The 11,821-nt window shown below is 54.0% G+C and carries 15 protein-coding genes; 4 read left to right on the top strand and 11 right to left on the bottom strand.

All coding sequences use genetic code 11. From position 1 onward, the window contains the following. Positions 1 to 33 precede the first annotated feature (33 nt). The 7 genes from fabD to ABH899_RS03065 form a co-directional block, all read right to left on the bottom strand. Complete coding sequence (gene fabD / locus ABH899_RS03095; protein ID WP_218228494.1) at positions 34 to 960, bottom strand: ACP S-malonyltransferase; 927 nt, start codon at positions 958 to 960, stop codon at positions 34 to 36. Between the two features lie 27 nt (positions 961 to 987). Then, positions 988 to 1,974 (bottom strand): beta-ketoacyl-ACP synthase III, encoded by a 987-nt coding sequence (locus tag ABH899_RS03090; RefSeq protein WP_009673372.1) that lies wholly within the window; start codon positions 1,972 to 1,974, stop codon positions 988 to 990. A gap of 9 nt (positions 1,975 to 1,983) precedes the next feature. After that, positions 1,984 to 2,973 (bottom strand): phosphate acyltransferase PlsX, encoded by a 990-nt coding sequence (plsX, locus tag ABH899_RS03085; RefSeq protein ID WP_369993886.1) that lies wholly within the window; start codon positions 2,971 to 2,973, stop codon positions 1,984 to 1,986. After that, a complete protein-coding gene (fapR, locus tag ABH899_RS03080) occupies positions 2,957 to 3,571 on the bottom strand; it encodes a transcription factor FapR (RefSeq protein ID WP_036739470.1) in 615 nt (204 codons plus the stop codon). Before fapR ends, plsX begins: the two co-directional genes overlap by 17 nt. Before the next feature lie 199 nt (positions 3,572 to 3,770). Then, complete coding sequence (gene rpmF, locus ABH899_RS03075; protein ID WP_009673368.1) at positions 3,771 to 3,944, bottom strand: 50S ribosomal protein L32; 174 nt, start codon at positions 3,942 to 3,944, stop codon at positions 3,771 to 3,773. A gap of 33 nt (positions 3,945 to 3,977) precedes the next feature. Continuing rightward, positions 3,978 to 4,493, bottom strand: coding sequence for a YceD family protein (locus ABH899_RS03070; RefSeq protein ID WP_218228493.1), 516 nt, complete (start codon positions 4,491 to 4,493; stop codon positions 3,978 to 3,980). A 59-nt stretch (positions 4,494 to 4,552) separates the two neighbouring features. Continuing rightward, positions 4,553 to 5,737, bottom strand: a complete 1,185-nt coding sequence (locus ABH899_RS03065) for a SepM family pheromone-processing serine protease (RefSeq protein WP_369993883.1) — start codon at positions 5,735 to 5,737, stop codon at positions 4,553 to 4,555. Positions 5,738 to 5,866: 129 nt separating this feature from the next. Between ABH899_RS03065 and ABH899_RS03060 the strand changes: the two genes are divergently transcribed. After that, the gene (locus ABH899_RS03060; RefSeq protein ID WP_369993880.1) at positions 5,867 to 7,318 is read left to right on the top strand and encodes a sporulation protein; all 1,452 of its coding nucleotides are present in this window, start codon (positions 5,867 to 5,869) and stop codon (positions 7,316 to 7,318) included. A 49-nt stretch (positions 7,319 to 7,367) separates the two neighbouring features. Here ABH899_RS03060 and coaD read toward each other — a convergent pair whose 3' ends face one another. Together coaD and rsmD are read right to left on the bottom strand one after the other, a co-directional pair. After that, complete coding sequence (coaD, locus tag ABH899_RS03055) at positions 7,368 to 7,883, bottom strand: pantetheine-phosphate adenylyltransferase (RefSeq protein WP_009673015.1); 516 nt, start codon at positions 7,881 to 7,883, stop codon at positions 7,368 to 7,370. A gap of 31 nt (positions 7,884 to 7,914) precedes the next feature. Then, on the bottom strand, positions 7,915 to 8,481 hold the full coding sequence (gene rsmD, locus ABH899_RS03050; protein WP_326053585.1) for a 16S rRNA (guanine(966)-N(2))-methyltransferase RsmD: 567 nt from the start codon (positions 8,479 to 8,481) through the stop codon (positions 7,915 to 7,917). 495 nt (positions 8,482 to 8,976) lie between these two features. On the opposite strand from rsmD, the gene ABH899_RS03045 reads away from it, so the two are divergent. The 3 genes from ABH899_RS03045 (at position 8,977) to ABH899_RS03035 (ending at position 10,483) form a co-directional block, all read left to right on the top strand. Further along, on the top strand, positions 8,977 to 9,204 hold the full coding sequence (locus ABH899_RS03045; protein ID WP_369993878.1) for a helix-turn-helix domain-containing protein: 228 nt from the start codon (positions 8,977 to 8,979) through the stop codon (positions 9,202 to 9,204). 162 nt (positions 9,205 to 9,366) lie between these two features. Beyond that, positions 9,367 to 9,828: an FxLYD domain-containing protein gene (locus ABH899_RS03040; RefSeq protein ID WP_369993877.1), complete on the top strand. Its 462-nt coding sequence runs from the start codon at positions 9,367 to 9,369 to the stop codon at positions 9,826 to 9,828. Between the two features lie 187 nt (positions 9,829 to 10,015). After that, a complete protein-coding gene (locus tag ABH899_RS03035) occupies positions 10,016 to 10,483 on the top strand; it encodes a GNAT family N-acetyltransferase (RefSeq protein ID WP_369993874.1) in 468 nt (155 codons plus the stop codon). A gap of 113 nt (positions 10,484 to 10,596) precedes the next feature. Here the strand turns inward: ABH899_RS03035 and ABH899_RS03030 are convergent, their stop codons facing one another. Continuing rightward, on the bottom strand, positions 10,597 to 11,154 hold the full coding sequence (locus ABH899_RS03030) for a flavin reductase family protein (RefSeq protein ID WP_009673010.1): 558 nt from the start codon (positions 11,152 to 11,154) through the stop codon (positions 10,597 to 10,599). 66 nt (positions 11,155 to 11,220) lie between these two features. Next, the gene (gene lepB / locus ABH899_RS03025) at positions 11,221 to 11,754 is read right to left on the bottom strand and encodes a signal peptidase I (RefSeq protein WP_218228835.1); all 534 of its coding nucleotides are present in this window, start codon (positions 11,752 to 11,754) and stop codon (positions 11,221 to 11,223) included. Between the last annotated feature and the right edge of the window lie 67 nt (positions 11,755 to 11,821).

Here is an 11,821-nt window from a genome sequence, read left to right as displayed (position 1 = left end):
GTCCTCCCACTACATCATGAATTTGTGTGACGCTTAAATCTCGGCCTGAAGCGCCGCTTCCAGGTTGTTGACGGAAACGACTTTCACGCTCCGGCTGACTTTCTTGATCAGACCGGCGAGCACCGTCCCCGAGCCGATCTCGACGAAGGTGTCGACACCCTGCTCGATCAGCCAAGCGACGGTGTCTTCCCACAGCACCGGAGAATACACCTGGCGGACCAGAAGGTCGCGGATCTCATCCGGCGAAGTGACCGGACGCGCCGTAACGTTGGCCACGACGGGCACGGCGGCTTCCTGCAGGCTGAGGCCCGCAAGCACGTCCGCCAGCTTCTCCGACGCCGGTTTCATCAGCGAGGAGTGGAACGGCCCGCTCACTTCGAGCGGAATCGCCCGTTTCGCGCCGATTTCCTTGGCGCGGTCCACGACCGCCTGCACGCCTTCGCGGGTGCCGGAAACGACGATCTGGCCCGGGCAGTTGATATTGGCCAGCTCGACTGCGCCGGTTTCAGCGCTGACGGAGCGGCAAAGCTCGTCCAGCGCCCCGCGCTCGGCTCCCAGTACGGCAGCCATCGCGCCAAGCCCGCCCGGCACGGCCTGTTCCATAAACTCGCCGCGCGCACGCACGGTGCGCACGGCATCCTCGAAGCCGAGCACGCCGGAGGCTACCAGCGCGGAATATTCGCCCAGGCTGTGCCCGGCCGTAAAGTCCGGCACGATGCCTTTTTGGCGGAACACTTCCAGATAAGCCACACTCGCGGTAAGCAGAGCGGGTTGTGTATGATACGTAATTTTCAGTTCGTCCTCGGGTCCCTCGAATACGAGAGAAGATAAGGAGTAGCCTAGTGCCTTGTCGGCCTCGTCGAAGACGCGTTTCGCTCCTTCATGAGCGTCATAAGCATCCTTCCCCATGCCGACCGACTGGGCTCCCTGTCCCGGAAATACAAAAGCTATCTTGCCCATAAACGTCAGGATTCCCCTTCCACTTTTTTACCAGACCAGCACGGACGCTCCCCAAGTCAGACCGCCGCCGAAGCCGACCAGCACTGTCGTGTCGCCTTCTTTAAGACGGTCCTGCTCGGCAGCCTCCGCCAACGCTACCGGAATGGAAGCGGCCGACATGTTGCCGTAACGGTCCAGGTTGATCATGCATTTGTCCTCGGTCAGCTCCAGACGGTTGAGCGCGGATTGGATAATCCGGATGTTCGCCTGATGCGGAATCAGAAGATCGATATCGTTTTTATGAAGTCCCGCTTTGCGAAGCGCTTCTTCCGCGGCCGATCCCATGATGCGGACCGCGAATTTGAACACTTCGCTGCCTGCCATATAGATGTAGTGAAGGCGCTGGTCGAGGCTTTCGGGGGATGCCGGATTGCGGGAACCGCCGCCGGCGATCTTAAGAAGCTCCGCACCGGAGCCGTCCGCACCGAGTTCAAAGGACTTGAATCCGCGTCCTTCCGGCACCGCGCCGATCACGACGGCACCTGCTCCGTCGCCAAACAGAATGCACGTGTTGCGGTCCGTGTAATCCGTGATCCGCGACAAGGTATCCGCTCCTATGACGAGGGCATATTTGTAAATACCGTTGGCGATAAAATTGGACGCATTGGCGAGGCCGTAGATAAAGCCGGCGCAGGCTGCGGCCAAATCGAAGGCCGCCGCGTTCTTGGCGCCCAGCTTCTCCTGCAGAATGCACGAAGCCGACGGAAACGCCATATCCGGCGTAACGGTAGCCACAATGATCAAATCCAGCTGATCCGCCGTAATTCCGGCTTTCTCAAGCGCAATGCGTGAAGCCTCAAGCGCCAAATCGGAGGTTGCCTGCTCGGGAGCCGCCATTCTCCGTTCCCGGATTCCGGTGCGCGTCACGATCCATTCATCGTTCGTCTCCACCATAGATTCCAGTTCCTGATTCGTTAAAACCCGATCAGGCACATATTTACCCGCGCCCAGAATGCCTACAGGAATGCCATTCATTAGGACCACTCACTTCCCGTTCTTGATTTCAGTAGCGATTGCGCCAACCAGGTCGTTCTGCAGCGCTGTTCTCGCCTGGCGCACGGCGTTCTTGATCGCCTTCGCGTCGGACGAGCCGTGGCTTTTCAGCACGAGCCCGGTTAATCCGAGCAGCGGAGCCGCTCCGTGCTCCGTGTAATCGAACATTTCCTTGAAAGCGGACAAGCCCGGTTTCAGCACGGCCGCGGCCAGTTTGGTCAGCGTCGTACGGGTAAGTTCGGTTTTCAAAGCGGAGAAAACAGCCAATGCCGTCCCCTCCAGCGTTTTCAGCATAATGTTGCCTGCAAATCCGTCGCACACGATAACGTCGTATTCGGCGCGGAGAATGTCCCGAGACTCGACGTTGCCCACGAAATGTACGGGAGCCTGCTCCAGCAGCGGATACGCCGCCTTCGTCAGCTCATTCCCTTTCATCGCTTCCGTGCCGATGTTCAGCAGACCTACGCGGGGACGGTCCATGCCGTGAACCTTGCTTCTGTATATACTGCCCATGATGGCGTATTGGAGCAGGTTTTCGGGACTGGAGTCCATGTTCGCTCCCAAATCAAGCGCGAGAACACCTCTGCCGTCCAGCGTCGGGATCATCGGCGCGAGAGCCGGGCGTTCGATGCCGGGTACCCGGCCGACGACGAGAAGCCCCGTCGTCATAAGGGCGCCGGTGTTGCCGGCCGAAATCATCGCGTCGGCTTCGCCTTCCTTGACCAGCCGGCCCGCGACGACCATCGAGGCGTCTTTCTTGCGGCGTACGGCCCGGACGGGCTCGTCTTCGGCTTCGATGATCTCGGAGGCATGGATGACACGCAGATTCGAGGGGCGCTCCGTAAGCAGCGCCTCGATCTTGACCGAATCGCCGACGAGCAGAAGCTCGACATCGGTCCATTCCTTGGCTGCCGCCAGAGCCCCTTCCACGACGATTGCCGGGGCGTGGTCGCCGCCCATTGCGTCAATTGCGATCCGCATTGGCTTGCCCACCTTCTGTTCGTAGTTGTTCTTTCTTGGAGTGAAAGATGACGAAGCTGCCTTCGAAAACAACCTCGTCTCCGATAAACGTCTGCACATCCACCTTGGCCTTCCCCTTCGACAGGGACTTGACGTACGCTTTCGCGATACATTTCTCGCCCAGCATGGCAGAGCGGATAAACCGGATGTCGGCCGAAGCGGTAAGCGCGATCGGATCGTTGATGACCGCAACGGCGAGTGAATTGGCCTGGGCGAAAATATGATGCCCACGCGCGATTTTCGTACGGGAAAAAACATGGTCTTCGGTCAGTTCAAACATGGAAATGCCGCTCTTGTCGAGCTGCAGATCGATGATTTCCCCGATCACTTCATCAATGGGCAGGGAACGCACCTGGTCGTAGGAACGTTCCGCCATATGCTTGATCCGTTCGCGCAGCTCGGGTATCCCCAGCTCGAGACGGTCCAGTCGAACGGTTTGAATGCTAACCTGAAACTTGCGCATTAATTCTTCATCCGTCAGAAACGGATTATCTTCAATTGCCTGCAGCAGCTGCTGCTGACGAGTGCGTTTCGGAAGACGTTCGATGACAAGCACCACCCTGCTTGTGGAGACGGCCGGTAATATGGCCTCCTCTTATTACCTAGTACTAAAAGTAGTATATATAATTTGCGTGCAAAAGGGAAGCCTTGCGGATAAATCCGCCCTGCTCCTCCCTCTACCTTATCCGCTTACAGCTTTTGGACAAAAAAAATAGCACCTCACCTAAGATGAAGTACTATTTGTCAGCTTAATAAAATTAAGCTTGTACGATTTCTCTGCCTTTGTATGTGCCGCAGTTTTTGCAAACGCGGTGAGAAAGCTTCAGTTCTCCGCACTGCTCGCACTTAACCATGCCCGGAACTTCCAATTTGAAGTGGGTACGGCGCTTGTCGCGGCGGGTTTTGGATGTTTTTCTGAACGGTACTGCCATGAATTCCACCTCCTTAACGTAATCCCCATATCCCTACGAGTTGAAAAAATCAGCCAGACCGGCCAGTCTCGGATCGATCCGTTCGTTCTTGCAGCCGCAGTCGCGTTCGTTACGGTTCGTTCCGCATTCGGGACAAAGCCCTTTGCAGTCTTCCCGGCAAACCGGCGCCAGCGGCAGCTCAAGCTGTATATTCTCTTCAATGTAAGGGTTCAATTCCACTTTATCTTCGCGAACCAGATGAACGATCTCTTCCTCATCCTCGGAAGCCTGCGCTTCCACTTCCGGTTTCGAAGTAAAAATTTCCCGAAAGGGAATGTTCAACGTCTGCTTGAACGGAGTCAAACAACGGGAACAGCCAAACTCAAGCTCGACGGAAACACGGCCGGTTACTTCCACGACGTCGGACGCCGCTTTCGCCTCCAGATCCGTAACGATCGGTCCTGCGGACAAAATATCCTTGCGGCCCTTCAGCAGCGTTTCGCTGTTAAGCGATTCGCGGATGGCAATAGGCTGTCCTTTGGCCATGATGTCTTTAAGTTGAATCCACATGTTTTTATCACCTCAAACAAACAAAGATAATTATAGCTATTATTCTTCCGGTTTGTCAATCATTTCGGAGGAAGCTCCGCCAAATACTTTAGGGCGTCGTCCATCGTCGCGACGGGAACGATCTTCATCTTCGTTCCGATTTCCTTGGCGCGGGCCAAAGCATCCGTGTAATTGTAGATCGTACCTTTGTCTGTTTTGAGATCCTGGGGAGCAAAAAAGATTTCGGCTCCTTCGCGGTCGGCCGCGATGATTTTATGCTTGATACCGCCGATAACGCCTACTTTGCCGTCCGTGTCGATCGTTCCGGTTCCCGCGATTTTGTGCCCCTTCGTGATGTCCTCGGGAAGCAGCTGGTTGTAAATCTCCAGGGAAAACATCAGACCTGCCGACGGTCCGCCTATTTCGCCCGCTTTAATGGTAACCTGCTTGGAGGGATCGTCCGCCTGGACACTTTGCATTTCGGCCATCGTAATCCCGATTCCCACGCGGCTCTTGCCCGTATCTTTATCGGGCGGCAGCTTGGCCAGCGTGAGCGGGGCCGTCATCTCTTTATTTCCGCGGATGAAGGTCAGCGTAACGGTGTCTCCTTCTTTCTTGTTTTCCAGAAAGGCAAAAAGATCCTGAGAAGTTTGGATCTTCTTCTCGTCCGCTTTGGTGACCTTGTCTCCGGCCTGCATCACTTTCTCCGCGGGAAGACCCGGCGAGAGGCCCGTGACCATGACGCCCTCTCCTTTTATATGGAAAGGAACGCCCGCCTTCTTGTAAGCGGTCTGGATCGCGTCGCTTTGGGAAGTCAGCATGACGAACTGCTGCTGCTGACTGTAATCTTTCTCGGACATCCCCCGGAGGACATCTTTCTTGAGCTGAAGTTCGTCGTATTTGTTGGCCAGGGACCACAGATACGTCACTACGTTCGCATTGGCCACTCGGACCGTAACGAGCATAAGCGAGCCTTTCTCATCGGTATTGTCGCTCTTGGGGACGCTGACCATCGGGTGCACGGCCTCAGCCGTACCGGGCATATAAATAAAAAAAGGCAGAGGAACGTAAAACAGGATAACAAAACAGAGAAAGCCGACAAGAAGCGACGTAAAAAAACGCCTGGAACGCCTCTGCGGATGCGCTCGGCGGATGACGGGCCTCTCCCGGAAATTGTCCCCGTTCTCAAAGCCGGTTTCCCGCTCGCGTTCTTCTTGTTCCTGTTCGTCGTTGTACCGCTGGTTTTCATGATCTTTGTCGTTCATTTCAAGGGTTCCCTCCCGTTCCGTTTCCGAAAATCGGAGAATGGATGTTTGTTAGTGTATGCGGGGCGGGCTTGGTCTAAACATCTTCGGTCCGGCGTACACATGTAGCAAACGAATCGAGGTGTTTACATGCCGAAATCCCTAACGCACCGCGGCGGCGGGTATCGTACCACGCTTCTGCTCGGCAGTCTTGCGGCCGCCCTGGTCGCGTCGATTATCGCTTTTCCGGACAAGGCGCTCCAGGCATCCCTGGAGGGCATCACGATCTGGTGGAACATCGTATTTCCGGCGCTGCTGCCGTTTATGATTCTTACCGAGCTGCTGCTCGGTTTCGGTGTCGTTCACGCCCTCGGCACCCTGCTGGAGCCGCTCGCGCGGCTCCTGCTCCGCCTGCCGGGCACGGGCGGTCTGGCGCTCGCCGCGGGAGCCCTGGGCGGATTTCCGAGCGGCGCCCTCTTCACGGCCAAGCTTCGCGGCCGGAAGCTGCTTACGCGCGGCGAAGGCGAGCGCCTGCTGGCGCTGTCGCATCTGGCAAGCCCGGTGCTGATCGTCACCGTGATCGGCACCGGGTTCCTGCACAGCCCGCGCCTGGGGCTTCTGCTGGCCGGCGTGCATTACGGCGGCGCGCTGCTGCTCGGCTTCGTGCTGCCTTCGCAGAAGAAGCCGGCGGGCGCGCCTGCGCCGGGGCAGCCCGAATCCGCGGACGGAGCCGGGGATTCGGGGGGAGCCGCCGGCGGGTCCGCCGCGGAGCCTGCCCGCGCGCACACGCGCCCGGGCGACGCGCGGGGGCGTGCCGTGCGGGCGGACGCGCCTGCGCGCGGCGGCGAGGCGCCGCCCGTGAAGCTCCGCGGGGCGGGAAGCGGTGCCTCCGGCGCTCCCCTGTGGCGGCAGGCCGCAGGCAGCCTGGCCCGCGCCCGCAGAGAGGACGGCCGCGCGTTCGGCCAGCTGCTCGGCGAGGCCGTCACGGCTTCGGTGCAGTCGCTGATGGTCATCGGCGGCTATATTATGATTTTCTCCGTCATCATTCACATGCTGACAATGCCGGATATACTCCAAGCCGCAGGCGGGCTCCTCGGACTGCCTGTAGGGCCGGACCTGCTGCATCATCTGGCTTCCGGCTTGTTCGAACTTCACTTGGGCGCTCATGCCGCGGCGGGTGAGCAGGCGCTTCCACAAGGCATTAAACTCGCCTTAATCGCAGCTTTTCTCGGCTTCGGCGGATTGTCTTCCCACGCACAGGCCCTGAGCGCCGCCTACGGCGCCGGTCTGCGGTATCTCCCTTTTCTGATGGCGCGCCTGCTTCATGCCTGCTTTTCGTACCTGCTTGTTCTCCTGTTATGGCGTTTCACAAGCGGGTTGTTTCCATCTGTGCCTTCCGGGCGGCAATCGCTCGAAGTCTCGGGAACTCTATCCCCTATAGCTAGGACAGGAGAAGGGTCTTTGTTTTCTTCCTTAAGCGTTTGGATGCCTGCCTTCGCGCAGCTTGGCTTTCTTCTGCTCGTGCTGGCTGCAGGCTGCATTCTGTCCTATGCACTGCATGCATTTGCGCAGCGAAGACTCCATACGGGCCCTAAAGCCTGACAGGCCCTTAAAAGAAGGAGGAAGCCTGCGCCCGGCAGCCTTCCTGGACCTACGGTTGCCGTGTGTTTGCGGCAAATTTCAATTTCAGCTCTTCTTCCACTTCCCGGGGAACGAAATGGGAAACCGGACCGTGAAAACGGGCAATTTCTTTTACGATGCTGGAGCTTAGGAAAGAATACTGCGGCGAAGAGGTCATAAAGAACGTTTCGACTTCTTCATTTAATTTGTTGTTCATCGTCGACAACTGCAGCTCGTATTCGAAATCGGAGACCGCCCGAAGTCCCCGGACAATAATATGTACATCTTTGGACTCCATGTAATTGATCAGAAGATCCCGGAACCCGTCCACCTCGACGTTCGGAATGTCCCTCGTTACTTTCGTCAGAAGCTCAATGCGTTCTTCCAATGAGAACAAAGGATTTTTCGACGTGTTATTCAGGACGGCTACGATTAATTTATCAAAAACTTTCGCCGCCCGGCGGATAATGTCCAAATGGCCGTTCGTCACGGGATCGAAGCTTCCCGGATAAACCGCTATTTTCAATCGTGGTTTTTCCTGATGCACAGCTGTGTCAGCTCCTTCTTCATGTTCGGTTTCAGTTCAGCCCGGTGTCTTCAAAGGTGTACAAGGTCACAGCCGTATCCCCGTAATCGGCACGCCGCTGCATGACAAAACCCTCGAAAACCTCAGGAAGCTTATCCGCGGCGTCATGTTCCACCACGATCGTCGCCCCCTGCTCGAGCAGTCCCAATCCCTTCATCTTTTGCATAAGTTCTCCGGTAATTTTAAACCGGTAAGGCGGGTCCAGGAAAACAAGCCCGAACTGCTTACCCCGTTTTTCCAGAGCTTTCAGTGCCCGTCCCGCATCATTGCGGTATATTTCCGCACGATCCGTCAATCCGGTAACTTCCAGATTGTGGCGCACGGTATCCAGACTTTTTTTCTCCAGGTCGATAAATATGCACGTGTCCAGCCCCCGGCTCAAAGCCTCTATCCCGAGGCCGCCGGTTCCGGCGAACAGATCCAGCCCCGCGCCCCCGTCAAAGTAAGGCCCGATCATCGAAAAGATCGCCTCCTTGACCTTATCGGTCGTCGGACGCGTGCTCATCCCGGGTACGGCCTTTAAAGAACGGCCCCGGGCACTTCCAGAAATCACTCTCATACGCTGAATTCCCCATTGTAATGTTCTTGTCGGTTTTCTGTTATCGTACCACAATCTTTGTTCGTTGCACAAAAAGGCTTTGAAAAAAATTTCCTGTCCGTGTATAGCCTGTCTTTTTTTCGGATATGATTGAATTATCGACATCAAAAGTGTCGTAGACAACCGCGGAGAAGACTTACGTTTCCCCATAAGCTCTTCGTCCGGTTTCTCCTCTCCCATGAAAGGCCCTCGTAGTGATACGGGGGCCGATTTTTATTCTAAAACCCTTATATTTAAAGACTTTATAGCATCATCTAATCCTCTTTCGTTTCATCCGAAACATAAAAAGTGGCAAATCATTTGTTTTTCTGTTTTGAAATGCGTTTTGTTCATATAAAATTTTGCTGTTCCTTCTATAGATACATGCCTAATTCACATGGTCATTTACCTGTTTGAAATAAGCGTGATACAATTTACCCAACATCACGACTTTGTCCACGAAGGAGGTACGTTTCTTTGGCGCTCCGGATTGGGAGAAGCCGCTTGCCTGAGCTCCTGGATAGTAAAGGTATGACACAAGCACAATTGGCCCAACGATTAAACCTTTCAGATTCCTTCATTTCTAAAGTTGTCCATGGTGAGAAGCGCTTATCTTTGGTTAAGACCAGGGAAGCAGCAATGTTTCTCAATTGCTATATGGATGACTTATATGAATGGACTGACACCGAAGAATGTCAACGATAGTGAGATATTTCGCTCACTCCTCACAAGCGTTACTATCCCTATAGGTCCGCACAAATAGGATGACCGAATACCAGAAAGTCTCAAATCATATGGATATAATTCCCTCTATCTGCTAAACTAGCAATTGTATTTTAAATATAGTTTACGTTCATAGGGGGAAAAATGAAAAAGATTCTTTTTGTATCCGTCGCTGCCTTAGTTTTAGCCGCTGGCTGCAGTTCTGAGCAACCGGCTAAAACATCTGCCGAAACAACACCTGCTGCTAGTTCCGCTCCTAGTGAGACTCCTAAAGCAACTCCGGAATCCACACCTAAACCTTCCGAAGCTCCTAAAGCTAAAGAAGGCGAATATACTGCGGGAGACTTTAAAGTCACGGGCGTATCCGTAAAAGAATCGGCCGGAATGTGGATGGTAACCGCTAAAGTACAAAATGCCGGAGATAAAGATATTCAAGCAGCTATGCTGAGTGCGGTACTTTATGATAAGGACGAAAAACGTCTGGGGGTTGCACAAGGCGGCATTGACGGGATTAAAAAAGGCGAAAGTAAGACTGTTCAATTCTTATCTACGGATAAGCTTGACGGGTATAAAAAAATTGAGTTTCAAGTTGACACTTCAATCTAAAAAAAGGACCCCCGTACCATTAGGCGCGGGGGTTTCTCCATTTTACATAGAATCTATATCTTTTTATTTTAAAATCTCACGCAACTCCATTTGGAAAGATTGGTTATAATGAAATGCTCCTCTTTAATTTAAAATCCCCCCTCCGTATGATAGAGACGAATCCAAACGATCATTAGAGGTGACCACTTTGAACGAAGGCATTATTCGAACCATTGATTTTAACGACACCGGGCTCGTACGCAGCCTCTACGAATTACAACGGCAATCTTACTTAATTGAAGCTAAACTTATTAATTTCTATGAGATTCCGCCGTTAAAAGAGACTTTCGAGGAGTTTCAGGCATGCGGCGAACAATTTAGAGGCTATTTCATAAACAATCAGCTTGCCGGAGCCGTTTCCTGCACGGCGGAAGAGGAAGCCGTCACGATTTGCCGGATGGTCGTCCACCCGGATCATTTCAAAAAAGGAATCGCCCAGCAGCTCTTAAACACGCTGGAGTCCGACATGGGTCACGTCTCCCTATTCAAAGTAGCGACGGGAAAGGACAACGTTCCGGCCAAAAATTTGTATGTTAAAAACGGCTACAAGCATGAATGCGACCTGGAAGTCGCACCGGATTTTTACATCAGCTTTTTTCAAAAGGCGGTCAGTTAAGTATTTTCCGAATGACCCGGACCGCCCTCTACGCCCCTGCAACAACCGCAAACAGAACAACAAACCGCCTCGCTAAACGGGGCGGTTTGTTGTTCTCTTATGCACGAACGGGTCTATCCGAACAGATGCTGCGCTTCTTTCGTGTTCTCCTGCACGATACGGTAGGTAGACCTTCCCATATACAAGGGAATTTGAAGTTTGCCCAAATCAGGCAGGCCGTTGTCCAAAAACAATTCCTCGTCCTTGTACCGCTGGAGAATTTCTCCGGCGATCCATTCATGGTCCCCGTAAGTCCGGATCTCCATGACTCTGCACTCGTAGGCATAGTACGCATCCCTCAAAACAGGAATATCCGCCGCAAGTCCGTCGTCATAAGCAATGCCGAACTCCTTGTACTTGTCCATGTCTCTTCCGCTGAACGTTCCCACCGCCTGTATGAGCTCCGACCGGGAACCCGGAAGAAAATGAACCCCGAACACGCCGCTTTTTTCAATTAGAGAGTAGGTATGGGTCTCTTTCCTTAAAGAAATCCCGTATATGCCGGGAGAGGAGCCTATGTACGTGTGCCAACCGGAAGCCATCACATTTTGCCGGCCTCCATGGCGTGAAGTCACGACGGCCACCATCCCCGGATAACTGTACCATGCCTGATCGTCCGTAGGTGTTCTCATAATAACCCCCTTTCCGGTCTCAGCCGCCATTCGCAAGCGGACCTTTTCCGATGCTTCCGCAAACAGTTAAGGCAGTTTTTTGACACCCATCACATGATCGAGCGGGATAAACCCGATCTTCCGGCTGTCATCGCTGTGGTTGCGGTTATCTCCCATCACGAAAACATGGCCTTCCGGCACCGTCCACTTATGATCGGAAACGAACTCCATCGTTTCTTTTATATACGGCTCCTCAAGCACTTGACCGTTCCGGTACACCTGATGATCTTTGAACTCCAGAACGTCCCCCGCTTTGCCGATCACTCTTTTGACGTAAAAGGTTCTCTCATTCGCGCTTCCTGTAATCAGCTGAATGACCGGCTGTTCCATAAAGCTGTCCTTAAACGTACGCGGACGATCCACCCGGCTGTCGATGACGACAATGTCCCCGTATGCCGGTTCCTGAGCAAAGGTATGCACCAGTTTGGAGATATAAATACGCTCCTCGTCCTGAAGCGTGGGCTCCATGGAATGCCCGTCAACTTTGTAGGGCTGGAAAACGAAAATACCGATAAACAGGACGAGGACAAACGAAACGCCGATAGACCCGGCCCAACCCATCGCTTCCTTGAATATTTTCACTAAGACATCTTCCTTTCTGAACCTTATTCCCTAAATTATACCACGC

This window comes from Paenibacillus sp. RC84, from assembly GCF_041260495.1.
Lineage (GTDB): Bacteria > Bacillota > Bacilli > Paenibacillales > NBRC-103111 > Paenibacillus_F.
The sequence above is the reverse complement of the archived record's forward strand: the minus strand, read 5'-3'. Positions and strand labels throughout refer to the sequence as shown.

Bases quoted from the DNA above. Each gene is read 5' to 3' on its own strand.
- plsX (WP_369993886.1), bottom strand. From the start codon at position 2,973: ATGCGGATCGCAATTGACGCAATGGGCGGCGACCACGCCCCGGCAATC.
- ABH899_RS03090 (WP_009673372.1), bottom strand. From the start codon at position 1,974: ATGAATGGCATTCCTGTAGGCATTCTGGGCGCGGGTAAATATGTGCCT.
- ABH899_RS03040 (WP_369993877.1), top strand. From the start codon at position 9,367: ATGAAAAAGATTCTTTTTGTATCCGTCGCTGCCTTAGTTTTAGCCGCT.
- ABH899_RS03030 (WP_009673010.1), bottom strand. From the start codon at position 11,154: ATGAGAACACCTACGGACGATCAGGCATGGTACAGTTATCCGGGGATG.
- lepB (WP_218228835.1), bottom strand. From the start codon at position 11,754: ATGGGTTGGGCCGGGTCTATCGGCGTTTCGTTTGTCCTCGTCCTGTTT.
- rpmF (WP_009673368.1), bottom strand. From the start codon at position 3,944: ATGGCAGTACCGTTCAGAAAAACATCCAAAACCCGCCGCGACAAGCGC.
- ABH899_RS03065 (WP_369993883.1), bottom strand. From the start codon at position 5,737: ATGAACGACAAAGATCATGAAAACCAGCGGTACAACGACGAACAGGAA.
- fabD (WP_218228494.1), bottom strand. From the start codon at position 960: ATGGGCAAGATAGCTTTTGTATTTCCGGGACAGGGAGCCCAGTCGGTC.
- rsmD (WP_326053585.1), bottom strand. From the start codon at position 8,481: ATGAGAGTGATTTCTGGAAGTGCCCGGGGCCGTTCTTTAAAGGCCGTA.
- ABH899_RS03060 (WP_369993880.1), top strand. From the start codon at position 5,867: ATGCCGAAATCCCTAACGCACCGCGGCGGCGGGTATCGTACCACGCTT.
- ABH899_RS03070 (WP_218228493.1), bottom strand. From the start codon at position 4,493: ATGTGGATTCAACTTAAAGACATCATGGCCAAAGGACAGCCTATTGCC.